The 26,807-nt window shown below is 40.1% G+C and carries 21 protein-coding genes; 17 read left to right on the top strand and 4 right to left on the bottom strand.

The genetic code is table 11. From position 1 onward, the window contains the following. Positions 1-32 precede the first annotated feature (32 nt). Entirely contained in the window at positions 33-1,115 is a 1,083-nt protein-coding gene (locus HMPREF0659_RS08700) for a PCMD domain-containing protein (protein WP_044046054.1), read from the bottom strand. A gap of 240 nt (positions 1,116-1,355) precedes the next feature. Between HMPREF0659_RS08700 and HMPREF0659_RS08695 the strand changes: the two genes are divergently transcribed. The 5 genes from HMPREF0659_RS08695 to hutI all read left to right on the top strand — a co-directional run bounded on the left by HMPREF0659_RS08695 (position 1,356) and on the right by hutI (position 9,638). Then, positions 1,356-2,063, top strand: coding sequence for an SDR family NAD(P)-dependent oxidoreductase (locus HMPREF0659_RS08695; RefSeq protein ID WP_013265660.1), 708 nt, complete (start codon positions 1,356-1,358; stop codon positions 2,061-2,063). Positions 2,064-2,799: 736 nt separating this feature from the next. Then, on the top strand, positions 2,800-4,503 hold the full coding sequence (gene ftcD / locus HMPREF0659_RS08685) for a glutamate formimidoyltransferase (protein ID WP_013265054.1): 1,704 nt from the start codon (positions 2,800-2,802) through the stop codon (positions 4,501-4,503). 248 nt (positions 4,504-4,751) lie between these two features. Further along, on the top strand, positions 4,752-6,761 hold the full coding sequence (locus HMPREF0659_RS08680) for a urocanate hydratase (RefSeq protein ID WP_013265069.1): 2,010 nt from the start codon (positions 4,752-4,754) through the stop codon (positions 6,759-6,761). Between the two features lie 33 nt (positions 6,762-6,794). Further along, positions 6,795-8,276: a histidine ammonia-lyase gene (gene hutH, locus HMPREF0659_RS08675; RefSeq protein ID WP_013265366.1), complete on the top strand. Its 1,482-nt coding sequence runs from the start codon at positions 6,795-6,797 to the stop codon at positions 8,274-8,276. Positions 8,277-8,384: 108 nt separating this feature from the next. Then, the gene (gene hutI, locus HMPREF0659_RS08670; protein ID WP_013265201.1) at positions 8,385-9,638 is read left to right on the top strand and encodes an imidazolonepropionase; all 1,254 of its coding nucleotides are present in this window, start codon (positions 8,385-8,387) and stop codon (positions 9,636-9,638) included. A gap of 549 nt (positions 9,639-10,187) precedes the next feature. Here the strand turns inward: hutI and HMPREF0659_RS08665 are convergent. Further along, the gene (locus HMPREF0659_RS08665) at positions 10,188-10,739 is read right to left on the bottom strand and encodes a 30S ribosomal protein S16 (RefSeq protein WP_013265645.1); all 552 of its coding nucleotides are present in this window, start codon (positions 10,737-10,739) and stop codon (positions 10,188-10,190) included. Positions 10,740-10,931: 192 nt separating this feature from the next. Further along, positions 10,932-11,726, bottom strand: a complete 795-nt coding sequence (locus tag HMPREF0659_RS08660) for a DUF5715 family protein (protein ID WP_044046052.1) — start codon at positions 11,724-11,726, stop codon at positions 10,932-10,934. 108 nt (positions 11,727-11,834) lie between these two features. On the opposite strand from HMPREF0659_RS08660, the gene HMPREF0659_RS08655 reads away from it, so the two are divergent. From HMPREF0659_RS08655 to HMPREF0659_RS08640, 4 genes are all read left to right on the top strand, one after another. Further along, positions 11,835-12,782, top strand: a complete 948-nt coding sequence (locus HMPREF0659_RS08655) for a PhoH family protein (RefSeq protein WP_013265343.1) — start codon at positions 11,835-11,837, stop codon at positions 12,780-12,782. 21 nt (positions 12,783-12,803) lie between these two features. Continuing rightward, entirely contained in the window at positions 12,804-13,754 is a 951-nt protein-coding gene (locus HMPREF0659_RS08650; RefSeq protein ID WP_013265187.1) for a phosphoribosylaminoimidazolesuccinocarboxamide synthase, read from the top strand. A 146-nt stretch (positions 13,755-13,900) separates the two neighbouring features. Continuing rightward, positions 13,901-14,635, top strand: a complete 735-nt coding sequence (gene ubiE / locus HMPREF0659_RS08645) for a bifunctional demethylmenaquinone methyltransferase/2-methoxy-6-polyprenyl-1,4-benzoquinol methylase UbiE (protein WP_013265560.1) — start codon at positions 13,901-13,903, stop codon at positions 14,633-14,635. Between the two features lie 240 nt (positions 14,636-14,875). Beyond that, positions 14,876-15,628, top strand: a complete 753-nt coding sequence (locus HMPREF0659_RS08640) for a shikimate dehydrogenase family protein (protein ID WP_013265470.1) — start codon at positions 14,876-14,878, stop codon at positions 15,626-15,628. Between the two features lie 520 nt (positions 15,629-16,148). Here HMPREF0659_RS08640 and HMPREF0659_RS08635 read toward each other — a convergent pair. Continuing rightward, positions 16,149-17,234 carry an FMN-binding protein gene (locus tag HMPREF0659_RS08635; protein WP_013265701.1) on the bottom strand — a complete coding sequence of 362 codons (1,086 nt, stop codon included), beginning with the start codon at positions 17,232-17,234 and terminating at the stop codon, positions 16,149-16,151. A 246-nt stretch (positions 17,235-17,480) separates the two neighbouring features. On the opposite strand from HMPREF0659_RS08635, the gene gcvT reads away from it, so the two are divergent. The 8 genes from gcvT (at position 17,481) to HMPREF0659_RS08595 (ending at position 26,727) form a co-directional block, all read left to right on the top strand. Further along, a complete protein-coding gene (gene gcvT / locus HMPREF0659_RS08630) occupies positions 17,481-18,566 on the top strand; it encodes a glycine cleavage system aminomethyltransferase GcvT (protein WP_013265212.1) in 1,086 nt (361 codons plus the stop codon). A gap of 38 nt (positions 18,567-18,604) precedes the next feature. Then, the gene (gcvH, locus tag HMPREF0659_RS08625) at positions 18,605-18,985 is read left to right on the top strand and encodes a glycine cleavage system protein GcvH (RefSeq protein ID WP_013265109.1); all 381 of its coding nucleotides are present in this window, start codon (positions 18,605-18,607) and stop codon (positions 18,983-18,985) included. 128 nt (positions 18,986-19,113) lie between these two features. Next, positions 19,114-20,424 (top strand): aminomethyl-transferring glycine dehydrogenase subunit GcvPA, encoded by a 1,311-nt coding sequence (gene gcvPA / locus HMPREF0659_RS08620; protein WP_013265407.1) that lies wholly within the window; start codon positions 19,114-19,116, stop codon positions 20,422-20,424. A 31-nt stretch (positions 20,425-20,455) separates the two neighbouring features. After that, positions 20,456-21,946 carry an aminomethyl-transferring glycine dehydrogenase subunit GcvPB gene (gcvPB, locus tag HMPREF0659_RS08615; RefSeq protein WP_013265879.1) on the top strand — a complete coding sequence of 497 codons (1,491 nt, stop codon included), beginning with the start codon at positions 20,456-20,458 and terminating at the stop codon, positions 21,944-21,946. A gap of 34 nt (positions 21,947-21,980) precedes the next feature. Next, on the top strand, positions 21,981-23,345 hold the full coding sequence (lpdA, locus tag HMPREF0659_RS08610; protein WP_013265698.1) for a dihydrolipoyl dehydrogenase: 1,365 nt from the start codon (positions 21,981-21,983) through the stop codon (positions 23,343-23,345). Between the two features lie 757 nt (positions 23,346-24,102). Next, positions 24,103-24,708 carry a riboflavin synthase gene (locus tag HMPREF0659_RS08605; RefSeq protein ID WP_013265046.1) on the top strand — a complete coding sequence of 202 codons (606 nt, stop codon included), beginning with the start codon at positions 24,103-24,105 and terminating at the stop codon, positions 24,706-24,708. 251 nt (positions 24,709-24,959) lie between these two features. Then, entirely contained in the window at positions 24,960-26,042 is a 1,083-nt protein-coding gene (locus HMPREF0659_RS08600; protein ID WP_036924897.1) for a sensor histidine kinase, read from the top strand. Next, positions 26,017-26,727 (top strand): LytR/AlgR family response regulator transcription factor, encoded by a 711-nt coding sequence (locus HMPREF0659_RS08595; RefSeq protein WP_013265661.1) that lies wholly within the window; start codon positions 26,017-26,019, stop codon positions 26,725-26,727. The genes HMPREF0659_RS08600 and HMPREF0659_RS08595 overlap by 26 nt, the downstream gene beginning before the upstream one ends. Positions 26,728-26,807 lie beyond the last annotated feature (80 nt).

Here is a 26,807-nt window from a genome sequence, read left to right as displayed (position 1 = left end):
TAAACTCATTACTTGTCAACTCCAAACAACTACTACTCAGAGTATAACTTCAGTTCATCCACATAGAGCGTACTGCCAACAGCACCATTGAAGAAGGCGCCATCCTTACTTGAAGACATGATGATAGCAAGACTATACTTACCCATCTTCAACTTCTCACTGTCTACAGTGCGACCTGCTACAGGCTCAAATGAGATAGAGAAACGTGTCCATTCGTCTGTTTCCTTTGCATTCTTAAGCTGTGCAAGGAGGACAATACGGTCACTGGTTAATGAATTGGTACCATCAAGATACTCCACTCCGTCGCCTGTTTCAAAGAGTACTGCGTAAATTGCTAAACTATCCTTACGCCCTTTAATATCCTTCTTATCCTTATCTTGGAACTTCTCTCCAGCCTTATATTTATAGTAGCCAATCAACTCCTTAGGCATCTTGTAGAATGGACGACCAAAGTGAGTTGACTTTGCTGGGTTACCCATATCAATTTGGAAATCACCTGTAAAGAGATTACCTGCTGCTATTGGGGCACCGAACATAGCACCAAGGAAACCCGTACTAACAGTTGTCAGCTTCAGACACTTACCCACATAACCATTTTCTGCTTGACTTGTTGGGTATTCAGTTGCCTTACTATCACCCATAAGGAATGACACACCAGAGTTACCACTACCCCACTCTGCAAGATTACCATCAGCAGTCTTGTCAACAAAAGTATGATATTTACTGGTAGAATCAACCTTAAGCGTCTCAAAATGGTAATCAGTTGCAACATCATTACTTACAAATGACACTTTATAAGTCTTCTTCCACTGACCGTCTTGTGAGGTTACTGTATAGCTCTGAGGCTGTGTAAAGTTTAACTTAGTACCACTCTCAGGCTCAATCTTAGCACCTTCAGTGAGCTTAAACATTGGAGCCAAGTTAGTTAAGTCTTCCCAACCATTGACATAGAATAGTACTTCATTATTTGTGATAACAGGCTTACGGACCAGTGTTGTACCGTCAACCATAACATCTGTAATATCTGCTTCCGCATTTAATGCTTCCTCCTTAATACAAGAAGAAAGTAAGAGTCCTGCCATCAAAGCAAGAACCATTGGTCTAAATAACTTCATTAGATTATGCGATTAATTATTAAAAATAGACGAATTATCACTGCAAAGGTACGTAAAAAAAACTGTATAAGAAAGAGATAAAGCTATATGATGATCAAAGTAAGGAACACACACATTAAAATTATATAAAGAATAAAGTCTTTTATGTAATTATATCTCAGCATTAAAGATTATTCTCTCAATAAAATAATGTATCTTTGCAAGCAAATATATCACACTGATAAACATAGAAAAACAAATATGGCAAAAGTATTGGTAACAGGTGCTAACAAAGGCATTGGCTATGGTATCTGTAAGTTTTTAGGCAAGAGTGGCTGGCAGGTAATCGTTGGTGCGCGTAATAGTGAGCGTGCCGAGGAGGCGATGAAGTCATTGAAAGCTGAGGGAGTGGACGTGATTGGATGGCAATACGTCAATCTATCAGACAATGCTTCTTTGGAGCAAACAGCAAAAGAAGTAAAAGAGAAATATCATGACTTGGAACTATTGGTAAACAATGCTGGTATTCCTGGAGATATGGAAGTAGCAAGTTATGAGTCAGAGCTAAAGGATGTAATAGATACCGTACAAGTAAACTATGTCGGAACATTCTGCCTGACAAAGGCACTTACCCCATTACTCTCTGCAAACAAAGGAAGAATTGTGAACATAACCGTACCATCTGAAGTAAGTCCTTACTGGCATCCAATGGCTTACGTAGCCAGTAAAGCAGCACAGAATGCAATGACCAGCATTATGGCTATGGAATTTGAGAAGAACAACATACCTGTTGAAATCTTCAATATCCACCCTGGTGCTACGACAACCGATTTAAATAACCATTATACAGGACCAGGTTCTCACTCGATAGATGTTGTTAGTGAGAAGATTGCAGAGGTTATTAATGATGGGGAAAAGCATCAAGGAGAGTTTGTTGAGCTATATCCTATCGTTGACGAAGGACGATAGTTTAGACTAAAAGAATATCTCTTTATTCTTCCCAAGAAACATTGCAGTTATACTCCTTTATTTCCTACATCGTCGGAACCTCTGTTGCTCCGTGTGAGATTTATATCAAAAAAGGAAAGAAATATATTGACAAAACAACCAAAGAAAAGAGAGGGAAACAGCTTAAAAGCAAGTTATTTTATCACCTTTGTAAGTTATTTGCTATCAAGCAGTTGAAAAGATAGATTTGAAAAGGTACTTTGTAAGGGTCCAAAAGGGCGTTAGTAAGACTTCAAAAGAGCATCTTTTGCCAGTCAAAAGGGCGTTAGTTGCAAGCCGTTTAGTGGTCTTTTAAAAAACGATATGTGAAAAATTCTAACAAAAGGCGACTTCGGTAGTTTGAAGTGATAAGGTTTACTACTTATGTTTAGAGTTTTAAGAAATATCGCATAGAGCGATTCTAAGCTTTCTGCAAGAAACTTAGAATTGCTCTGTATACCTTATTATATAATGGCTTTTTATCACTCTATATTTTAGAAAAACCATTTTTCACCTTCTAATCACTCCTATTTCTATGCCTAATAACTGTATTTATAAACCTATTTCTAATACGATTACCTTCCATTACTTTGCCAAATGAAGGTAACTAAAGTTTGTTTAAATAGTTTTGCATTAAAAGTTTTGAATTACAAAAACTAATTTGTATTTTTACACTCGAAACCTAAACTATCATTGTTTAAATCTATATTTGTTATATATGGCACGAGAAAAACAAATCATCGAGTGTGTCCCTAATTTTAGTGAAGGACGAAACAAAGATGTAATCAAACAGATTACTGATGAAGTGGAACGCGTTAAAGGCGTTAAATTACTGGATGTTGACCCCGGAGAAGCAACCAATCGTACGGTTGTAACCTTTGTTGGCGAACCATCAGTAGTTGTAGAGGCTGCTTTCCGTTGTGTTAAGAAGGCTGCACAACTTATTGACATGCGACAGCATCATGGTGCTCACCCTCGTATGGGTGCTACAGATGTTTGTCCGCTTATCCCTGTTGCTGGTATCACCTTAGAAGAATGTGCAGCATTGGCACGTAAGTTGGCAGAGCGTATTGCTAATGAACTACAGGTTCCTTGCTACTGTTATGAAGCTGCAGCCAAGACTCCAGAACGTAAGAATCTTGCTATTTGCCGTAAGGGAGAGTATGAAGGACTTCCACAGCGTATGTCAGAAGCAGCAGAGGCACCTGATTATGGTGCACGTGAATGGGATGAGCAGTTAGCACGAACAGGCTGTACAGCAGTCGGTGCACGCGACTTCTTGATAGCAACAAACTTCAACCTCAACACAACCTCTACACGTCGTGCCAATGCAATAGCATTTGATGTAAGAGAAAAGGGGCGTCCAATGCGTGAAGGTGGTTCGCCTGTGGGTAAGCCAATGAAGGACGAAAAGGGCGAAATCATCATGCAACCCGGTACGTTGAAAGCAACAAAGGCTATTGGCTGGTTCATTGATGAATATGGAATAGCACAGGTGTCAATGAATATAACTGACATCAATATCACACCTCTCCACATTGCCTTTGATGAGGTTTGTCGCTGTGCACAGAACCGAGGAATACGCGTGACTGGTACTGAAATAGTAGGTCTTATTCCTAAACGAACACTCCTTGAAGCTGGAACTTATTTCCTAAAGAAGCAGCAACGTTCAACAGGTATTCCAGAAGAAGACATCATCAAGATTGCCATTATGTCAATGGGCTTAGACGATTTGAAACCTTTCAACCCACGTGAGAAAGTCATTGAATATTTGTTGGAAGATGCCAATAAGACACCAAAGCTCATTGATTTGACTGTCAAAGAGTTTACTAATGAGACTTCACGTGAATCTCCAGCACCTGGAGGTGGTACTATCTCCGCTTATATGGGAGCTTTAGGTGCTGCTTTAGGTACAATGGTAGCCAACCTCTCCAGTCATAAAGCAGGTTGGGATGCACGCTGGGAAGAGTTCAGTAACTGGGCTGAGAAGGGACAAGCAATACAATCTGAACTAATGATACTCGTTGATGAAGACACAGAAGCTTTTAACCGAATCATGTCTGCCTTTGGACTTCCTAAGGGTACCGATGAGGAAAAGGCTGCACGTTCTCAGGCGATACAAGAAGCAACACTCTTCGCAACAGAAGTTCCTTTGCACACGATGAAGGCTTCATACAAGGTGTTTGAACTTTGCCGTGCAATGGCAGAGGAAGGTAATCCTAACAGTGTTTCAGATGCTGGTGTTGGTGTATTGGCAGCTCGTGCTGCTGTACTCGGCGCAGGTCTGAATGTGAAGATTAATGCTTCTGGCTTGAAAGACAAAGAAAAAGCAGAACATTTAGTTGCCGAGGCAAACAAGTTGATTGCTCAAGCTAATGAAGCTGAGGCAGAGATAATGAAGATAGTTGAGGCTAAACTATAATGTTTTTCTTTATATTATAAGGGTTATATTCCTTATAAACAAGGAAATAAATAACGCTTTAGCTATCCCACAACGAAGTTAATTATATGTCAATAAATTGGGCAAGTATACCTTGCTTGCCCGATTAAAATCTCCATAAGATAATAGATATATAATCGTAGCTAAAGCTGTTATATGCTTTAACTAATACACTTTACGCTGGAAACCTTTTTAAATAACTACAACCCAAATAGATCTACTAAGTAACTATGACAAAAGAAGAATTTATAAAAGATATTCGCACAGGCATAGCCGACACGCTACCTGAGCCACAAGCATACGATCCTTCTATTAATCACGCACCAAAGCGTAAGGATATTCTCACACAAGAAGAGAAGAAACTTGCACTACGCAATGCTCTGCGTTATTTCCCAAAGAAGTTCCATGCAACATTAGCACCAGAGTTTGCGGAGGAGTTACGCCAATATGGTCGTATCTATATGTACCGTTTCCGCCCTACTTATGAGATGTATGCGCGTCCTATCGACGAATATCCTCATAACTCTAAACAGGCAGCAGCTATCATGATGATGATTCAGAACAACCTTGATAAGGCTGTTGCACAGCATCCTCATGAATTGATTACATATGGTGGTAATGGTGCCGTATTCCAGAATTGGGCACAATATCGATTGGTGATGAAGTATTTGAGTGAGATGACCGATGAACAGACATTGGTGATGTATTCTGGTCATCCGCTCGGACTCTTCCCTTCTCATAAGAATGCTCCACGTGTAGTGGTAACGAATGGTATGGTAATACCAAACTATTCTAAGCCAGATGATTGGGAACGAGATAATGCCTTGGGCGTAAGTCAGTATGGACAGATGACCGCAGGTTCCTATATGTATATCGGTCCACAGGGTATCGTTCATGGCACAACCATTACCGTTCTAAATGCTGCACGTAAACGATTGAAGGCTGGAGAGACAAGTATAAAAGGTATGCTCTTCGTTACTTCTGGCTTAGGCGGTATGTCTGGTGCTCAACCAAAGGCTGGTAACATAGCTGGTGTAGTAAGTATTACGGCTGAAATCAACCCACTTGCGGCACAGAAACGTTATGACCAAGGTTGGGTTGACGAACTTCACACCTCACTCGATGAACTTATCCCTGCAGCATTGAAGGCTGTTGAGGAAAAGCGTACAGTCTCTATGGCTTATGTGGGTAATGTTGTTGACCTTTGGGAACGCTTAGCAGCAGAAGATGTACACGTTGACTTAGGAAGTGATCAGACCTCCCTCCACAATCCATGGGCAGGTGGATACTATCCAGTCGGACTTTCTTTGGAAGAATCTAAACGTATGATGGCAGAGGAACCAGCGTTGTTTAAGGAGAAAGTTCAGGAGTCTTTACGCCGTCAGGTGGCAGCTATTAACAAACTGACAGCGAAAGGTATGTACTTCTTCGACTATGGTAATGCTTTCCTTTTAGAGTCAAGTCGTGCGGGAGCGGACATCATGAAGACTGATGGCAAGTTCCGCTATCCTTCTTATGTGCAAGATATTATGGGACCAATGTTCTTCGATTATGGCTTTGGACCATTCCGCTGGGTTTGTTCGTCAGGTGACCCAAAGGACTTAGAAACGTCCGACCGCATTGCAACAGAAGTATTAGAAGAAATACGCAAGACGGCAACTCCAGATATTATCGGTCAACTTGACGATAATATTCATTGGATAAAAGAAGCAGGAAAGAATCACTTGGTTGTTGGTTCTCAGGCTCGTATCCTTTATGCTGACTCGGAAGGACGTACCAAGATAGCCTTAGCTTTCAATGAAGCAATACGTAGGGGAGAAATCTCTCGGCCTATCGTTCTGGGACGTGATCACCATGATGTGTCGGGAACAGACTCTCCTTTCCGTGAGACATCTAATATATATGATGGCTCACAGTTCTGCGCTGACATGGCTGTACAGAATGTTATCGGCGACTCTTTCCGTGGTGCAACATGGGTATCTATCCACAATGGAGGCGGTGTTGGCTGGGGAGAAGTTATCAATGGTGGCTTCGGAATGGTGATTGATGGTAGCGAAGACTCTGACCGTCACATCCGTCAGATGCTCCTTTGGGATGTCAACAATGGTATTGCACGTCGTAGTTGGGCACGCAACACAGGTTCTATTGATGCCATTCGAAGAGAGATGGAACGTACACCAGGACTCTGTGTTACACTCCCTAACATTGTTGATGATGATGTTATAAACACTGCTTTTTAATCATTTAAATCTATTATACTAATCCATAAAACTATGAACAAAATTCATCAGATCAGTGCCGAGCATCTGTCTATTGAGCAGATTGGCGAGATAATCAAGAACGGCACAAAGCTTGAACTTTCTGAAGATGCACGTCAACGTATTATTCGTTGTAGAGAGTATCTCGATAATAAGATTAAAGAATCAGAAACTCCTATCTATGGTGTGACAACAGGCTTCGGCTCTCTCTGTAAGATATCTATCGACAAGGATAGTCTTTCACAGCTGCAGAAAAACCTCGTGATGTCTCATGCTTGTGGTGTGGGAGACCGCGTTCCTAATGAGATTGTAAAGATAATGTTGCTGCTCAAGATTCAGTCGCTCAGTTACGGCTATTCAGCCTGCCAGCTGAAGACCGTCGAGCGACTGATAGACTTCTTCAACAACGATATCTATCCTATTGTATATATGCAAGGTTCGCTGGGCGCATCAGGCGATCTTGTTCCTTTGGCTCACCTTTCTCTCCCACTTATTGGTATGGGTGAGGTGGAATACAAAGGCGTAATCTACTCAGGTGCTGACATCCTTAAGAAGATGAAATGGGAGATTATCGAACTTGTTTCTAAAGAAGGACTTGCCTTACTCAATGGAACTCAGAATATGAATGCCTTCGCTGTATGGGCACTCTTACAAAGTGAACGTTTGAGCGAGTGGGCTGATGTTATCGGTACTATGTCTCTTGAGGCTTACGATGGACGTATTGAACCATTCACGCACGCTGTTCACGCTGTTCGTCATCACAAGGGACAGATTGACACTGCAGCACGTATAAGAGAACTATTAGAAGGCAGTGAGCTTATCAAACAGCCTAAGGTCAACGTACAAGATCCTTATTCTTTCCGCTGTATGCCACAAGTACATGGCGCATCAAAGGACACCATTGCCTATGTTAAGTCTGTCGTAGATATTGAAGTGAATGCTGCAACTGATAACCCAACCGTTTGTCCTGATGAAGATCTTGTTATCTCAGCAGGAAACTTCCACGGAGAACCAATTGCACAACCAATGGACTTCCTTGCTATCGCACTCTGCGAACTAAGCAATATCTCTGAGCGCCGTATCTATAAGCTCGTTTCTGGAACACGTAACCTACCAAGTTTCCTTGTGGCTAAGCCCGGTGTAAACAGTGGTTTTATGATTCCACAATACACAGCAGCATCTATTGTCAGCCAGAGTAAGACTTATTGTACACCTGCATCTGTCGACAGTATTCCATCTTCACAAGGTCAGGAAGACCATGTTAGTATGGGTGCTAATGCGGCAACAAAGCTCTATCAGGTTGTATTGAATACGGAACGTGTACTTGCTATCGAACTCTTTAATGCTGCACAAGCACTTGAGTTCCGTCGTCCGCTGAAGTCTTCTCCAACGATTGAAGCTATCCACAAGGCTTATCGTGAGAACGTTCCTTTCATTGACACAGACGAGTTTATGGCACCTCACATCGCCAAGTCTATTGAATTCTTACGCAAATAAGTAAGTCATAAAGGGGTTGTATCAAGATTGTCTACAATTTTGACATAACCCCTTTCTTATTGAACATCCCATATTCTCACACTTTCATAGATTATAGGAACACTTGAAATGAAAAGATTAATAGTTAAAAACATTGGCTTACTTGCTGGTATAGGGCAAGAGGGAAAGCTATGTCTTAAAGGTAAAGAGATGACAGAACTAAACACGCTGTCCGATGCTTACCTTATTATAGAGGACGGACATTTTGCTGATTACGGTAAGATGAGCAATTGCCCATCTGTTTCTGATAATGAAGAAGTTGTTGATGCCGAAGAGGGAACAATTCTTCCTTCATGGTGCGACTCCCATACTCACATTGTCTATGCAAGTAGTCGAGAGCAAGAGTTTGTTGACAAGATTCGTGGACTCAGCTATGCAGAAATTGCTAAACGTGGTGGTGGTATCCTTAACTCGGCTGACCGCCTTCATGAATTAAGTGAAGATGAACTTTATCAACAAGCTATGAAGCGTGTTGATGAGATTATTAGGAAAGGAACAGGTTGTGTAGAGATAAAAAGTGGTTATGGACTTAACACGGAAGATGAACTAAAGATGCTCCGTGTTATCCGTCGTATCAAAGAGACAACACGGCTGAAAGTCGTTGCAACATTCCTTGGTGCACATGCCGTTTCACGTGAATATAAAGGTAGACAAGATGCCTACGTTGACTTAATCATCAATGAAATGATACCCGTTGTGGGTGATGAGAAATTAGCTGAGTTCATCGATGTGTTCTGCGACACAGGATTCTTTACGCCAGAAGAAACTGCACGGATTCTAAAAGCTGGTGCAGCATATGGTATGCGACCCAAGATACATGCTGACGAGTTAGAATCATCAGGTGGCGTAGAGGTTGGTGTAGAATATAACGCTCTATCAGTTGATCACTTAGAGAGTATGACTGAAGAAGAGATTGAGATTCTAAAGAATAGCGAAACAATGCCGACTGCACTTCCAGGAACCTCCTTCTTCCTTAACCTACCTTTTGCCTTAGGACGAAAGATGATAGATCAAGGATTGCCACTTGCCCTTGCAAGCGATTATAACCCTGGCTCTACCCCATCAGGAGACATGAAGTTTATCGTTTCTCTTGGCTGTATCAAGATGCGCCTAATGCCAGCAGAAGCAATCAACGCCGCAACCTTGAATGGAGCATGTGCAATGGGATTGAGTAAAGAATATGGTTCTATTACACGTGGGAAGGTGGCTAACTTCTTTATTACAGACACAATCCCTTCTATAGAATTTATCCCATACGCTTATACAACACCTATTATAAAACGAGTCTTCCTACAAGGAGAAGAGTATGTAAAAGTAGATTGAAAGGGCTCTTCCATTAAATGCATAGCATTGTTTGTATTGCTTTAATGGAAGAACCAAAGGTATTCATTAAACAAAAAAATAGCTAAGACTGTCTATTTATTCATCCTCCGACACAGAGAACCTTTTCATTTTAACGCATTGAAAGTTGGCAGATAAGATACTGAAAAATCATTACACAATTTCTTATAAAAGCTAAAAAATAAAATGGGAAGACACGTGTAAAAGGCAAGCTCACAACCTACAGTAAATCAATTAGTTATAAAGGTGTACAAGAAAAGGTACTTAATTGGACTTCAAAAGGGCGTTAATAAGACCTCAAAAGAGCATCTTTTGCAAGCCAATTAGGCGTTAATAGCAAGTCGTTTAGTGGTCTTTACAAAATCGATATGTGAAAAAATCGGACATCATTACCTTTATTTAGTAAGACAAGAATGACTTATTTATGTGGGAATGCTTACCATATTGTAACACTTTTGAATCTATCACAAATAAAAAAGTCCATAAACTCTTGAAGAGTCTATGGACTTATGCTTTAATAGCGAGCGAGGGTTATGCCTCTGCTGGTGCCTCCTCTGCAGGAGCCTCAGAAGTAGTATCCTCAGCAGCCTGTGCTGCCTCAGCCTCAGCCTGTGCTACAACGGTAGCAGCCTTCTTGTCTGCAACCTTCTTAGCAATAGCCTCGTTAACCTTCTTCTCAGCCTCGAGGTTCTGAGCAGCAGCAGCCTTCTTCGCGTCGGTTACCTTCTTCTCAACAGCCTCTGTAGCTGCAACCTTAGCCTGCTTCCAAGCATCAAACTTCTGCTGGCATGCAGCCTCGTCGAATGCGCCCTTCTTAACACCACCACGGAGGTGCTTCATCATGTAAACGCCCTCACCCTTAAGGATGTTACGAGCAGTGTCTGTTGGCTGAGCACCTGTCTCAACCCAGTAAAGAGCACGATCAAAATTCAAATCTACTGTGGCTGGATTGGTGTTAGGGTTATAAGTACCAATCTTCTCAGTAAACTTACCATCACGTGGTGCACGAGCGTCAGCGATTACGATGCTGTAGAAAGCATAGTTCTTACGACCACCGCGCTGCAATCTGATTTTTGTTGCCATAATTCTTTAATAAATATTTTAAAGGTTTGAATTTAATACTGTCATCTCGTAACAGCGACTGCAAAATTACTTCTTTTTTTTCTAACAGCCAAATAATCTGATGATTATATTAATACTACAACGATTATTTTTCGTCCCGCTACTGCTTTTCCCATAAAAGCATTTCAAGATATGATAGCTTTCAATACTAAATTATCTTACTGTTATATGGAAACAACCCTGATGTTTCTCATGCTTAATAAAGCATCGCCCTTGTGAGCGTAAGTCGTTAAGCACTTCACTTAAAACCCATTTAAGAGTATCATTTGTCACAGGACGAGTAACTGAAGCATATTTATTGTAAGCAATATCAAAGGTTGTACCATACAGGTGGCAGCTATTCTCTGTTGCATTATGATTATACCGACGAAGTTTCTCAACATCTTCCTTTGTTCTCAAAACGCTTGAAACTAAAAGTTTATTGATAGGCACTCCCTTTGTCTGCAAGCTATCCATAAAGTTACGGGCAATATCTTGAAGTAAGATAGCAGCACGTGGCACAAGGTATGGTATGCTACTATTCAACTTCTTCATATTATAATATGGATTACTACCAACATATACCAATTCGCTCTTACGCTTCTCAGCATCAGCACGATCAGCAACAGGCTTCACACCATAACGCAACGCAGCATCAAGCTGTTGTGGTTGCGAGTCAGGAAAGCTCTCTTCATAATCTCTTACACCAACGATTCGGTTTTTCTTCTGTGACCCATCTGATGTAAAGAAATGAGACATCTTAACATTACTTGGAGTTGATTGAGCTTTAATCTTAGCTGAATCAACTTTTGCCATGACATGCGTGCTATCACTATCACCTTTGGATAATGCTTTCATCCTATCATGAGCGATAGACGGAAATAATAACCTTATGAGGGCTAAAAGAAAAGTTATAGCAATGAAGCCCAATAAAAAACGATTCTTTGTTATCTTCTTTTTTTGTTTCATTGATACAAAGGTAATAAGTTTTTGCTGATTGCGAATTATGAATTAAGAATAATTTGTAAGTATCATTATTTTATAGTAACTTTGCGAACAAATATAAAGTAGAAAAAATTGATAGAGAAGCATATAGTTCTTGAAGATATAGACCCAGTAGTCTTCTATGGGGTTGGCAATGGTCACCTCCAAATGATAAAATCACTCTTCCCTAAGTTGAGAATTGTTGCAAGAGACAATGTTATTCGCATCTTAGGTGATGAGGAAGAGATGGTAAAGATTGAAGAAGACATTGAAACCATGCGTAAGCATGTGGAGCGGTATAACACTATTACAGAAGAGGACATCCTTGATATCGTGAAAGGTCGTAAGACCAAAGCTGATGCGGTAAAGGACGTCCTTGTTTATTCTGTATCGGGCAGACCTATTAAAGGTCGTTCGGAACATCAGCAGCAACTGATTGATGCCTTCGAGAAAAACGATATGATATTTGCAGTTGGACCAGCGGGAACGGGTAAGACCTATCTCAGTATTGCCTTGGCTGTTAAGGCACTCAAAGAGAAAGCTGCAAAGAAGATTATCTTATCACGCCCAGCCGTTGAAGCTGGTGAGAAACTTGGCTTCCTTCCAGGTGACATGAAGGATAAGATTGACCCCTATCTGCAACCACTTTATGATGCTTTAGAGGACATGATTCCAGCTGTAAAGCTACAGGATATGATGGATAAACATATCATTCAGATTGCTCCATTGGCATTCATGCGAGGACGAACACTGAGTGATGCTGTAGTAATCCTTGACGAAGCACAGAATACAACACCAGCACAAATACGTATGTTCTTAACACGTATGGGCTGGAATACAAAGATGGTTATCACGGGTGACTTGACTCAGATTGACCTCCCACATGCAGAGAAGAGTGGATTAAAGGAAGCACTTTCGATTCTAAATGGTGTGGATGGTATCTCGGTCGTCAATCTTGATAAAAAAGACATTGTAAGACACAAATTAGTTACGCGTATCGTGAACGCATACGAAGCACACGATAAGGCTAACAAGAGATAGGACTCTATAAACATAAAAACAATGAAAGCATTAACAAAAACTGAATTCCATTTCGATGGACAGAAGAGTGTGTATCACGGCAAAGTACGTGATGTGTATGACATCAACGACGATCTTATCGTCATGGTAGCTACCGACCGAATCTCAGCATTCGATGTCGTACTGCCTAAAGGAATACCGTTCAAAGGACAGGTTTTGAACCAGATTGCTGCCAAGTTCCTTGACCTGACAACAGACATCTGTCCTAACTGGAAGTTGGCTACTCCTGATCCAATGGTAACCGTTGGTCTGAAGTGTGAGGGCTTTCGTGTTGAAATGATTATCCGTTCAATCCTTACAGGTTCTGCATGGCGTGCCTACAAGGACGGATGTCGCGAGATTTGTGGCGTAAAACTCCCTGATGGTATGCGTGAGAACGAGCGTTTCCCAGAGCCAATCGTAACTCCAACTACTAAGGCTGACGAAGGTCACGACATGAACATCTCTAAGGAAGAGATTATTGAGCAGGGGATTGTTTCTGCAGAAGACTATGCAATCATCGAAGACTGGACACGCAAACTCTTTGCACGTGGTCAGGAGATTGCTGCAAAGCAGGGCTTGATACTCGTTGATACAAAGTATGAGTTCGGAAAGCGTGATGGTCAGTGCTACCTCATTGATGAGATTCACACACCAGACTCAAGCCGCTACTTCTACGCAGAAGGTTACGAGGAGAAACTTGAGAAGGGTGAACCTCAGAAGCAGCTTTCTAAGGAATTCCTTCGTCAGTGGCTTATCGAGCACAACTTTATGAATGAGCCAGGACAGACCATGCCTGAGATTACAGATGAATATGCTGAGACAGTTAGCGACCGTTATATCGAGCTTTACGAGCATATCACAGGCGAGAAGTTTGACAAGGCTGTTGAAGATGGCGATATTGCTGCACGCATCGAGAAGAATGTAAAGCAGTATCTGGCTTCAAGAAAGTAAAATGATAAATACTAATTCATAATTCTAAGTTCTTAAATTTGATTAGAACTATTCAGTGATTAATCTCTAATATGCCCCTATAGCATATCAAAGAATAGTAATCATAATTATGAATTTAGAATTATGAATTATGAATTAAAAGAATTATGTACGAGCAGGAAAAGATTAAGCCCTATGATGGAGAGGGCGAGAAAGGAAAACTAATAGAAGAGATGTTTGATAACATCGCACCAACTTATGACACCCTAAATCATCGTCTTTCTGGAAATATTGATAAGGGGTGGCGTAAGAAAGCTATTCGTCAGTTGCAGCCTTTCCGTCCAAAGCAGATGCTTGACATTGCTACAGGTACTGGCGACTTTGCCATTCTTGCAGCTAAAGAGCTGAAGCCTGAACATCTTATCGGTGCAGATATTTCTGAAGGTATGATGGCTATCGGTCGTGAGAAGGTAAAAGCTGCAGGACTGAGTGATGTCATTTCTTTTCAGAAGGAAGACTGTCTTAACCTTTCTTTTCCCGACAATACGTTTGATGCTGTGACAGCTGCATTCGGTATTCGTAACTTCCAGAACCTTGATAAGGGACTTGCTGAGATTTGCCGTGTACTGAAGAAGGGTGGACACCTGAGCATTGTAGAGCTGACAACACCTGTTAAGTTCCCAATGAAACAACTTTTCCGCATCTATTCTAACACATTCTTGCTGAACTATGCTAAGTTTATCTCAAAAGATAAAAGTGCATACGAATACCTTAACAAGACTGTTGAGGCTTTCCCACAAGGCGAAAAGATGATGGAGATATTCCAAAAAGCAGGCTTTGCGAAAAGTTCTTTCCGCCGATTGACATTCGGTATCTGTACAATGTATTTTGCAGAGAAATAGGATTCTTCTGAGATATTGACTTACAAAACCTAATATGACAGAGAGAAATTATTAGACACATTATCATAATAGTTTTGATTTCATTTTCCTGTCACATTTAACACTTCAAGTTAAACAAGTGTGATACAGAGCATTAAGCAACCGATTTGAATGACAGAAGTGACAGGAAAGTTCGTTTGTAAGTAGAATATCGTTCGATGTAACGAATGGATAAAATAATTTATAGAACAAGGTAAAGATATGGACAAGTACGGACTAATTGGCTACCCATTAGGGCATTCTTTCTCTATTGGCTATTTCAATGAGAAATTCGAGAACGAACACATCAATGCCCAATATATCAACTTTGAAATTCCATCTATAGAGGATTTCAAAGAGGTAATTGATGCTAATCCTCAATTACGTGGACTGAATGTGACCATTCCTTATAAGGAGCAGGTAATTCCTTATCTTGATAGTCTTAGTCCAGAAGCTAAAGCTATTGGTGCTGTAAATGTTATTCGTGTCACCCACAAAGGCAATAAAACTATACTTAAAGGCTTTAATAGCGATGTGATTGGCTTCACACGTAGTATTGAACCTTTACTTGAACGCCACCATAAGAAGGCACTTATCCTCGGAACTGGGGGTGCATCAAAGGCTATCAACTATGGGCTAAAGTCGCTCGGACTGGAAACGAAGTTCGTATCACGTACAAAACGAGCTGAAGTTTTAACCTACGAAGAAATAACTCCTGAGATTATTCGTGAGTATAATGTGATTGTTAATTGTACTCCACTCGGCATGTATCCCAATACGGAAGTATGCCCATCGCTTCCATACGAGGCTATGGACAGCCACACACTACTCTACGACCTACTATATAATCCTGATGAAACCTTATTTATGACAAAAGGGCGTGAGCATGGAGCTATTGTAAAGAATGGTCTTGAAATGCTTCTTCTACAGGCTTTCGCAAGCTGGGAGTTTTGGGAAGGAGAAGAACAGAAATAAAACTGATTCATCCAAAATATATAGTGAGAAACTAAAGCCCTTATATAATAAGGTAAGCCTTATCACTCCAAATTACTGAAGACCCATAAAACTTTCTGAAAGGAGATGAGGAATAAGGAGGAAAGATTAACTTAATCTTTCCTCCTTATTTTATATAGGAAAAACACATCGTCATCTCCCCTACTCATTTGAAAAGAGATTGGTATAAGAGCATTTGTCCTAATTTTTCACTTCCTATTTTTAAGAACATGCTCTTTTAGCTTCTAAAAGACGCCCAATAAGCTTGCAAAAGATGCCCTTTTGAGGTCTTACTAACGCCCTTTTGAAGGCCAATTAAGCACCTTTTACTTTCACGTTTTACAAATATCTGACTCTCTGTCGGTTACGAGCGTATCAAATAGAGGTGTTTTTTTATCATTCAAAGGGGGAAATTAGTAATCTAATGTCAATATTTTTCTCAACAGATACATACTCCCAACCTATTTACTTAAAGATGGATGTGGGCCGTTTTATTCCTACACTACACCCACTTCGTAACCTTAGTTGTAGGCAACTTTAATAGACTTCCCATTGGACAGACAAAGCGACAATAAGGACGTGGTACAAAGAATGACAGCAAGATAAACACAACAGCTATCAGAATAATTACCCAAGCTGCTGATTTGAATATAAAAGCTACAAACAATTCATAATCCATCCACTGTGACCAAACACCTGCAAGCATCAAGATCATCAACACCCAAAACAATAGTTTACGGAAATGTTCAAGATATTGTACAGTCTGTTTGCTCATCTTCAACTTATTATGATTTGTCATTCCCGCCAACTCTTGTACAGAGCCTAACGGACAAACATGTGTACAATAGTAATTCTTCTTACCAAAAAGGGGATAAATGAAGGCTGTTATCAACATAATGATAGGAATCAATGGTATCCATACATTCATACCACCAGACATAAAACCAACAAGAACAGACCATGAAATGAATGTTCCTCCCCATAAGCCTAAAACCACAAAGTTCAATAAGAGCTGGAAGACACGATAACGCTTGTTCTTAACATACAAAGGAATAATAGCTGCCATAAGAACAACAATAAAACCAATTATCGTCTTTGCTCGTAAGTCCAGTCTATCAAAGAATGAAGTCTCTTTCACATTCTTAGCCGCATACTGTAAACCAGCCTTCATATTTCCAATAATAGCATTTGAAGAGTAAGTGGCTCCAGTTACACCATCAACCTTCATAGCCAACGCCTGTTCAGTCGTTTTACCATTCCAACGATTTAACAATTCACTGGCTTCTTGGAAGAATTCGGGGGTCTCAGAATTATGTAATGCCTTTACCTGTTGGACTTTTCCTTTCTTAAGATAAATCTCTAAAGGGACTGCGCCTCCAAAGCCCTTTATATCCTTTGCTAAATAAGTGGTATTGATAACAACCCTACCATCATCTAATGTACGAAGGGTATCTATCTTGGTTTTTGTTTCCTTGTTATCATTACTAAATACACGATTACCCAATAGTTTTCCATCACGTTGTATAGCCGCAACTGCCAAAACCAATATGCAGGCTAATAACAAAAATAATTGTTGAAGTTTCTTCATTAAACTGATACATCTTTTTATTCTGAGAAATGCAAAAATACAAATAAATATCGAAATCAACCTAATGTGGGATACAGATAATTGAACTTTTTTATACTTTAACTTTATTAACATCAAAATATTAGATTTTATTTTGTCTCTTCACGGCTTTTTCCTATATTTGCAATCAGACTTTGCAAATAGGTCTACCTAAGTATATACTTACAAGCTACCAAACGAAGAACCAAACTTATAAACCTAAACAATATGACAAACAAAAGAACATGTCTATATGACAAACACGTAGCATTAGGCGCACTTATTACTCCTTTTGCAGGCTTTGACATGCCCATCCAATATACAGGAATTATTGATGAGCATAACGCAGTAAGAGAACAGTGCGGAGTTTTTGATGTGTCTCACATGGGAGAGGTTATAGTATCAGGTCCCGAAGCAGACAAGTTTATTAACCATATCTTTACAAATGACGTAAACGGACTTGCTGCGGGTAAGGTGCTTTACGGTATGATTTGCTACCCTGATGGTGGAGTTGTAGATGACACATGTATTTGTAAACTTGACGACCACTTGTACCTCATGACAATCAATGCTTCCAACATTGATAAGGACGTAGCATGGATTGAACAGAACGCAGAAGGTTTCGATGTTATTATTGAGAACAAGAGCGAAGCTTATGGTCAGTTAGCAATTCAAGGCCCAAAGGCTGAAAGCATGTTAGAAGATGTGCTCGGTCTTGCTTGCAAAGAATTGAAGTTTTATGAGGTAAAGCGCCTTCAGCAAGATGGTACTGAGGTTATCGTTTCTCGTACAGGATACACTGGAGAAGACGGTTTTGAAGTTTATGGCACACCTGAATATATCGTAAAGATATGGGATAAACTGATTGAAGCTGGCGTAAAACCTTGTGGATTAGGCTGCCGAGACACCTTGCGTTTTGAGGTAGGCATGCCACTCTATGGTAATGAACTTTCTGATAAGATAACCCCTGTCATGGCTGGTTTATCAATGTTCGTGAAGTTTGATAAAGAAGAGTTTATCGGAAAGGAAGCCCTTTTGAAACAAAAGACAGAAGGTGTCAGCCAGCGTCTCCGTGGTATTGAGTTAGACGATAATGCTATTCCTCGTCATGGATACAAGGTTCTGAAAGATGGTGTTGAAGTCGGTGAAGTCACCACGGGCTACCACCTCATCTCTGTTGATAAGAGTTGTGCTGTCGCATTGGTAGATGCTTCCGTTCAGATGGGTGATAGACTTGAGATCCAAATCCGCAAGAAGACTTTCCCAGGCACTGTTGTTAAAAAGAAATTTTATGAGAATCACTATAAGAAATAAAATCTATAAAGCTAATAAACAATCAAAAAAATAATATTATGGCAAAAGTAATTGAAGGACTCTATTATTCAGAGTCACATGAATTCGTGAAAGTAGTTGGCAGTATTGGCTATATTGGTATTACCGATTATGCACAGCACGCTTTAGGTAACATCGTATATGTTGATATGCCAGATGTAGACGATGACATTGAAGTAGATGAAGATTTCGGTGCAATAGAGAGTGTTAAGGCTGCTTCAGACCTCAAATCTCCAGTATCTGGTAAGGTGATCGAAGTTAATGAGGCTTTGGAAGATGAACCAGACTTGCTCAATAAAGATGCATACGAAAACTGGATTATAAAAGTTGAACTTACAGATACTGCAGAGCTGAAGAATCTTATGGATGCTAAAGCTTACGAAGAATTCTGTGCAGAATAAAGTTCTACGAAATAAATATATGGGCGTTTATAAGTGCAAATAGGTGATGATAGAAAAGCCTATCATCGCTTATAAACGCTTATTTATATTTATATCAGTCTACTACTAACCTATTCAATCCTAAACAAATGATTCATAAGTTTTTACCTCACACAGGTGAGGATATACGACAGATGCTTGACCGTATTGGCATAAAGAAGCTTGAAGACCTATATGCTGAAGTACCTGAGAGCATCCGTTTCAAGGGAGATTATGATATTCCTGAGACGATGAGCGAGTTAGAAATACGCGCTTTCTTTGAGAAACTTGGACAAAAGAATGACAAGCTTACTTGCTTCGCAGGTGGAGGTGTATATGACCACTATGCGCCAAGTGTTATTCAGAATCTTCTCAGTCGTTCGGAGTTTCTTACATCATATACCCCCTATCAAGCTGAAATATCACAAGGAACACTCCATTATATCTTTGAGTTCCAAAGTATGATGGCTGAACTTACTGGCATGGATATCGCCAACGCTTCTATGTATGAAGGCACTACAGCAACTGCTGAAGCTATGATGGTGGCTTTTGATAATGCAAAGAAGGCTGACACTGTATTATATTCTGAGACTTTATGCAAGAATATCATTGGCGTATTAAAGACTTACGCACATTTTCATGGCATTAAGCTCAAGGCAATCAAGGCGGTTGATGGAGAGACTTCACACGAAGACTTAAAAAACCAATTACAGGCAGGTGGTGTGGCTGGAGTTATTGTACAACAGCCTAATCGACATGGTATTATTGAAGACTTTACAGGCTTTGCTGATACTTGCCATGAAGAAAAGGCACTGTTCATTATTAACAGTGTTGCAGCTGACCTTGCTTTATTAAAGACACCAGGAGAATGGGGTGCAGACATTGCTATAGGCGATATTCAGAGTCTTGGACTTCCAATGGCATTTGGTGGACCATACGCTGGCTACATGTGTTCAACTGAAAAGCTAATGCGAAAACTCCCAGGTCGTATCGTTGGTAAGACATGCGATAGCCGTGGACAGCGTGTATTCGCACTGACACTACAAGCACGTGAACAGCATATCCGTCGTCAGAAAGCAACTTCAAACATCTGTTCTAACCAGAGTTTGATGGCGCTTTATGCTACAATCTACATGAGTATGATGGGAAAAGAGGGTATAAAAGAGGCTGCTCAGATGGGCTATGATGGTGCACATTACCTTTGCGAGCAACTCCTTAGTACAGGTAAAGTTAAGCTTGTTCACAACAAGCCTTTCTTTAATGAGTTCCTTATTCAAATAAAGGAACGCGATACCTTCTTCGACAAGGCTATCAAACAGGGTATTCTCCCAGGTATCAAGGTTGATGATGACAAACTCCTTATTGCCGTTACAGAGAAACGTACAAAAGAGGAGATTGATACACTCGTCGGATTATTATAGTCACACAAAGTTTTTCTAAATCTACGCAACAATGAATAATAAACTATATGGCAATTTGATATTTGAGTTGTCACATCCAGGAAGACGTGCTTACAGCCTCCCTGAGAATCGTTTTGGCCATCATCCTTTACCCGACTTCTGCAAACGAGAGAAAGATGCAGAGCTACCAGAATGTGATGAGTTGACGGTTGTACGTCATTATACTAATCATAGTGAAAATAACTTTGGCGTTGATAACGGTTTCTATCCTCTGGGTTCTTGTACGATGAAGTACAATCCGGTCATCAACGAAGAGATAGCTTCAATGCCATGCTTTACAGCCCTTCACCCTCACCAACCTATTGAAACAGTCCAAGGTGCATTGGAGGTTGAATACAATATTCAACGTGCTCTTGCTTCTATTACGGGTATGGCAGAAGTCACGCTTAACCCATACGCTGGTGCACATGGCGAGTTAACAGGTTTGATGCTCATAGCATCTTACCATCAACAGCGTGGTGACACAAAGCGAACAAAGGTTATCGTACCTGACTCTGCTCATGGTACTAACCCTGCCTCTGCTGCTGTTTGCGGTTTAGAGATTGTAGAAGTAAAGAGTACAGCTGAGGGACTTGTTGATGTCAACGACTTAAAACCGCTCTTGGGTGATGACATTGCAGGTATGATGATGACCAATCCTAACACCTTAGGTCTCTTTGAGAAAGATATTCCAGAGATTGCTAAGCTCATACATGACTGTGGCGGTCTGCTGTACTATGATGGTGCCAACCTCAATCCACTATTAGGTGCAGCACGTCCTGGAGACATGGGATTCGATGTTATTCACCTCAATCTACACAAGACATTCTCTACACCACATGGTGGAGGCGGTCCTGGTGCTGGTCCTGTCGGTGTCGGTGAGAAACTAATTCCATTCCTACCAAAGCCACATGTAAAGAAGACGAAGGATGGTTTTGTTATTGACAATCCAGATACGACAGGAGAATTCTCATCTGATAATATTCGTATTAGTGGCTACCTCGGCAATTTCCTCGTTATTCTACGTGCCTACACTTATATTCTCACACTTGGCAAGAAGCATCTCAAGGAGGTTGGACCATTTGCAACTCTAAATGCGAACTATATCAAGGAATGTCTAAAGGATGATTACGAGCTTCCTATTGACACACTTTGTAAACACGAGTTTGTATTCGATGGCTTGAAAGATAAGAGTACCGGTGTAACAACAATGGATGTTGCCAAACGCCTACTCGATTATGGCTATCATGCTCCAACAATATATTTCCCACTTCTGTTCCATGAGGCTATGATGATTGAACCAACAGAAACAGAAAGTAAGGACACTATTGATGGATTTATAGAGGTGATGCATACCATTGCTAAAGAGGCTCTTGAGAACCCAGAGCTTGTTAAGGGAGCACCATACAACACACCTATTGGACGTGTAGATGATGTTCTTGCAGCTAAGCATCCAATCCTTACTTATCGTCAGCTTGTCAACGACGTAGAGGAGAATGCATAGCGTATCTCCACAGTAACTCTATAAGAGATTGAATATGAAAAAGACAAATCTATTAATAATCGGTTCGGGACCTGGTGGTTACCGAACCGCTTCCTATGCTGCTCAGAATGGTTTGGAAGTGACAATCATTGAGAAAGCACAGCCTGGTGGAACCTGTCTGAATGCTGGTTGTATTCCTACGAAATGCCTTGCACATGATGCTGAGCTACGCCTTACGACTTCTTCTCTTTACGAAACGACTCCCCCACTCGATTTTGCGAAGGTAATGGAGAGGAAAGAAGGAGTTATCAATCAACTTAGAGAGGGCGTAAGCACTTTACTTAGTCAGCCTGGTATAGACTTTATTATAGGTGAGGCTCGTTTTGTTTCTGACCATGTTGTTGAAGTAAATGGCGAACAAATAGAGGCTGAGCATATCATCATTGCGACTGGTTCACGTTCAAAGATGCCACCTTTCATGAGTGAAGAAGACTTCTTGAGCCAGTCTGAAACAGCACAAAACATTGTCACATCCACGGAATTACTTTCTATTGCGAAGGTTCCTCAACGCCTCACAATCATTGGGGCAGGAGTTATCGGAATGGAATTTGCCTCAGCTTTCTCAGCTTTCGGTAGTGAAGTAACAGTTATCGAGTTTATGAAGGAATGCCTCCCTCCTATTGACAGCGATATAGCTAAACGCTTAAGGAAGACATTAGAGAAAAGAGGTGTGACCTTCTACATGCAGAGTGCCGTAAAACAAATCCTATCACCTGCTGAGAGTGGACAAGAGTATACAACCGTTATATTCGATAAAAAGGGTAAAGAAGATAGAATTGATACCGACCTTGTATTGATTGCTACTGGTCGTCAAGCCAACTTCGACAATATCGGTATTGAATCGACTGGTATAGAAGTAAACGCAAAGGGTATTGTCGTCAATGACAATATGGAAACAAATGTGAAGGGTGTATATGCTATCGGTGACGTCAATGCACGCCAAATGTTAGCGCATGCAGCAACCTTCCAAGGCTTCCGTGCTGTCAATCATATTCTTGGAAAGGACGATAACATCCGCCTTGATATCATGCCATCTGCGATTTTTACATATCCAGAAGCAGCCTGCGTAGGTAAGACTGAAGACCAGTGTAAAGCTGAGGAAATCAAGTACTCTACTCGAAAAGGTTTCTATCGTGCCAATGGTAAGGCTTTAAGCATGGAAGAAACTGAAGGTATGATAAAGGTGCTTATAGCTGAAGATGGCTCTATATTAGGTGCACACTGCTATGGTGCTCACTCTGCCGACCTTATTCAAGAAGTTGCAGCTTTAATGAATTATGATGCTAAACTGGATAAGATACGAGACATCATTCATATCCATCCAACGTTAAGTGAAATTCTACAAGATGCTCTTCTCTAAAAATAGGGATATTAGTATCATTCTCTAAAATGACAATAATGAGCCTTTCTTCCCTCATTTTATCAACGTGTCAATATTTAGCACGTATGGTGCGGAGGCTTAGCACATGTCGTGTTGATGCTTAGCACCAATGGTGCGGAGCGATAAACACCTGCAAATATGTATTCATGACGAGGGCAAATTGTTATCAAAAGAAGGTTATAAAACCAATAAACTATTAAAGTTATACACAAAAGAACATTATCATTTCTGCTCCTTTCAACACAAAGAACAAAGGGATTCACCTCCAGAAGTAAATACTTTTAAGTATAAAATGTTTGGAGGATAAAAATCTTTATGCTAACTTTGCACGCAGAAAGGATACAGATTTAGTCGTATCGATTCGATCGGGATAGTCATCAAATAAATTAGAAAACCCGAGATGACTTCTTTTGTTAATGGCGGGCCACATAAATCGCATTTCAGCGACTAAGCCGCAAGGTCAGTGGATTACAAAGACGAGGAGCTCTCTTATCATTGATACTCGGACTTTTCATCACATCGTCGATACGACTTTTCTAATTCCCATTTCTTTAAAGAAGAGGGATTGAGGTGGGGTTTCCAAGTGATTCCCCACCTTTTTCAATTATTCAAACGTATAGTAATTATGTAAAACTTAACCTCCTATAAGTAGCCTGTGAAGTTATAAAAGATTATCTATCAATACTTATACCATCATTTAGGCTTTATTAAAGGGGATAATAAAAGAAATTTAGCAATGTTCTCAGGAATTGTAGAAGAGATGGCAATCCTTAGAGGGATTGAACATGAACAGGAGAATATCCATTTCACTTTTCAATGTTCATTTACAAAGGAATTGAAGATTGACCAAAGTATTGCACACAATGGAGTGTGCCTTACAGTCGTTCGCTTCCAAGACGATACCTATACGGTGACAGCCATGAAGGAAACCCTTGAACGCTCGAACTTAGGCTTACTCAAAGTGGGAGATCGTGTGAATATAGAACGTTCAATGATTATGAACGGTAGATTAGATGGACACATCGTACAAGGTCACGTTGATCAAACAGCTAAGTGTGTTAATATGGAAGATGCAGATGGTAGTACCTATTTCACCTTCGAATATCCGTGCAACCGAGAGATGGCACAACGTGGCTATTTCACTGTTGATAAAGGGTCAGTTACGGTCAATGGTGTCTCACTGACTGTTTGCGAACCAACAGATAACAGCTTTAAGGTAGCCATCATTCCTTACACACGAGAGAATACCAATTTTGCTGACATTCATATTGGCACTATTGTAAACCTCGAGTTTGACATTCTTGGCAAATATATAGCACGCTTAAATAGCTTTACAAAATAGATATTGTAAATATTTATTATCATAGTATCTAACAACCCTAAACAACGTAGGAAATAGAGTAAAGAAAGCTATTTCAGTGTTGTTTAGGGTTGTTTTATTATAAAAATAAGTTAATTAAAAACCTTTTGTATATATATAACAATAGGTTAATGTAAAAAAAACTCACATATTCAATCAATACATTTTATTTTACAAAAAGTTTTATTACCTTTGTTTGCAGATATAGTTGTAAAGACAAATAAAAGTAATAAATGAGGAAACAAACAGACATATTTAAGAGCTTTTGGAACCAAATTATCATTTGGCTTCCGCTTTTCCTCATACCCATTTTGTACGCTCCGCAAGGACATACATCATGGCAAAACGACTTGTCGATATATATCATTCCCCTTTCAATGATGGCAGTTGCATATACCAATTATTTTGTACTTGCCCCCATGTTATTAAAGGGACGGAAGAAAGAGTTTTGGGTAATCAATACACTGCTCATCCTTTTCTTATCTATTGTACAGCACGAATGGTTATACTACATCTCAGGTGAGCAAAACCTGATGACTTATCCATACCAAATCTTTGTAGAAAACAAAGAGAACAAGTACGTATACCCACACATCTTTTTTATTATACGTAATGTCTTTAACCTAAGTATCTGTGCTGGTGTTGCAACATCGATACTAATGGCACAGCGTTGGTCAAAGGCTGAAAAGGAAAAGCGTGAGGCAGAAACAGCAATGACAAAAGCCGAGTTGGTAAACTTACGTCAGCAAGTTAACCCACACTTTTTGCTCAACACAATGAATAATATCTACGCGCTGACAGCTTTCGATACAGAAAAGGCGCAGAAGGCAATTATCGACCTTTCAAAGATGTTACGACATATTCTCTATGACAACCAACAGCCTTACGTCTGCCTGAAGGAAGAAGTAGAGTTCTTACACAATTATGTCGACTTGATGATGATACGCATACCAGAGAATGTTGAAATCAAACGCGAGTGTAACATCCCATCTAATTGTAACATCCATGTTGCGCCAATGATATTTATCTCATTGTTAGAGAATGCCTTTAAACATGGTATTAATCCAGAGCAAAAGAACTTTATTCACATAAAGTTAGATGCAAATAATGAGCAAATAATATTCTCCATACAAAACAGTAATAACCCAAAGGGAGAGGCAGAAAGGAACGGCCATGGCATAGGTCTCAAACAAGTAGAGCGCCGTCTTGAGCTTGCTTACCCTGGTAAGTACAAATGGGAGAAGGGATTTGATAGTAATAGAAATACATATTCATCTAAAATTATCATTTATGACACTAAACTGTATAATCATTGACGACGAACCTTTAGCAGCAGACTTGCTTGCGAGTTATGCTAAGAAAACACTCTTTTTGAACTTAATTGGTGTTTTTAATAGTGCTGTAGAAGGCGTAAAAGCCATCCGTGAGAATAGGGTTGACCTCATATTCTTAGATATACAGATGCCTGAACTTAGTGGACTGGAGTTTGCAAAGATTCTACCAAAGGAAACTAAGATTATTTTCACAACTGCATTCAGCCAATATGCTATCGATGGTTACAAGGCAAATGCAATTGATTATCTTATGAAGCCAATTAGCTATGATGACTTCTTAGCTGGTGCAAACAGGGCTTTAGACTGGTTCCAAAGTACCCGTCAGACAGAGAATGCGTCGAACGACCGCTTTATCTTTGTGAAGAGCGAGTACAAACTGGTTAAAATCATGTTTGATGACATCCTCTATATTGAAGGATTGAAGGATTATGTTAAGATTTATCTTGCTAACGACCATAAGCCAATCATGAGTCTAATGAACATGAAGAAGATTGAGGAGTCACTTCCTAAACCTGAATTCATGCGCATTCATCGTTCCTACATCGTGCACATGAAGAAGATTGATGGCATTGATCGTTTCCGCGTTGTAATCGGAGATTCCATCCTTCCAATCTCAGATAGTTATAAGACAGTTCTTCAAGATTATCTTGATGGACATACATTATAAGCTTGAAAAGATAAAACAAACAAAATAATAAAGACACTAACTTCTGTCTCTTTCAAAAGAAGAAAATAGAAGTTAGTGTC

The organism is Prevotella melaninogenica ATCC 25845 (genome assembly GCF_000144405.1).
Classification (GTDB): domain Bacteria; phylum Bacteroidota; class Bacteroidia; order Bacteroidales; family Bacteroidaceae; genus Prevotella; species Prevotella melaninogenica.
Note: the sequence above shows the minus strand (reverse complement) of the source record. Positions and strands in the feature narration are given on the sequence as shown.

Excerpts from the sequence above, each read along its gene's own strand:
- HMPREF0659_RS08700 (WP_044046054.1), bottom strand. The coding sequence starts at position 1,115 with ATGAAGTTATTTAGACCAATGGTTCTTGCTTTGATGGCAGGACTCTTA.
- HMPREF0659_RS08695 (WP_013265660.1), top strand. The coding sequence starts at position 1,356 with ATGGCAAAAGTATTGGTAACAGGTGCTAACAAAGGCATTGGCTATGGT.
- ftcD (WP_013265054.1), top strand. The coding sequence starts at position 2,800 with ATGGCACGAGAAAAACAAATCATCGAGTGTGTCCCTAATTTTAGTGAA.
- HMPREF0659_RS08680 (WP_013265069.1), top strand. The coding sequence starts at position 4,752 with ATGACAAAAGAAGAATTTATAAAAGATATTCGCACAGGCATAGCCGAC.
- hutH (WP_013265366.1), top strand. The coding sequence starts at position 6,795 with ATGAACAAAATTCATCAGATCAGTGCCGAGCATCTGTCTATTGAGCAG.
- hutI (WP_013265201.1), top strand. The coding sequence starts at position 8,385 with ATGAAAAGATTAATAGTTAAAAACATTGGCTTACTTGCTGGTATAGGG.
- HMPREF0659_RS08665 (WP_013265645.1), bottom strand. The coding sequence starts at position 10,739 with ATGGCAACAAAAATCAGATTGCAGCGCGGTGGTCGTAAGAACTATGCT.
- HMPREF0659_RS08660 (WP_044046052.1), bottom strand. The coding sequence starts at position 11,726 with ATGAAACAAAAAAAGAAGATAACAAAGAATCGTTTTTTATTGGGCTTC.
- HMPREF0659_RS08650 (WP_013265187.1), top strand. The coding sequence starts at position 12,804 with ATGAAAGCATTAACAAAAACTGAATTCCATTTCGATGGACAGAAGAGT.
- ubiE (WP_013265560.1), top strand. The coding sequence starts at position 13,901 with ATGTACGAGCAGGAAAAGATTAAGCCCTATGATGGAGAGGGCGAGAAA.
- HMPREF0659_RS08640 (WP_013265470.1), top strand. The coding sequence starts at position 14,876 with ATGGACAAGTACGGACTAATTGGCTACCCATTAGGGCATTCTTTCTCT.
- HMPREF0659_RS08635 (WP_013265701.1), bottom strand. The coding sequence starts at position 17,234 with ATGAAGAAACTTCAACAATTATTTTTGTTATTAGCCTGCATATTGGTT.
- gcvT (WP_013265212.1), top strand. The coding sequence starts at position 17,481 with ATGACAAACAAAAGAACATGTCTATATGACAAACACGTAGCATTAGGC.
- gcvH (WP_013265109.1), top strand. The coding sequence starts at position 18,605 with ATGGCAAAAGTAATTGAAGGACTCTATTATTCAGAGTCACATGAATTC.
- gcvPA (WP_013265407.1), top strand. The coding sequence starts at position 19,114 with ATGATTCATAAGTTTTTACCTCACACAGGTGAGGATATACGACAGATG.
- gcvPB (WP_013265879.1), top strand. The coding sequence starts at position 20,456 with ATGAATAATAAACTATATGGCAATTTGATATTTGAGTTGTCACATCCA.
- lpdA (WP_013265698.1), top strand. The coding sequence starts at position 21,981 with ATGAAAAAGACAAATCTATTAATAATCGGTTCGGGACCTGGTGGTTAC.
- HMPREF0659_RS08605 (WP_013265046.1), top strand. The coding sequence starts at position 24,103 with ATGTTCTCAGGAATTGTAGAAGAGATGGCAATCCTTAGAGGGATTGAA.
- HMPREF0659_RS08600 (WP_036924897.1), top strand. The coding sequence starts at position 24,960 with ATGAGGAAACAAACAGACATATTTAAGAGCTTTTGGAACCAAATTATC.
- HMPREF0659_RS08595 (WP_013265661.1), top strand. The coding sequence starts at position 26,017 with ATGACACTAAACTGTATAATCATTGACGACGAACCTTTAGCAGCAGAC.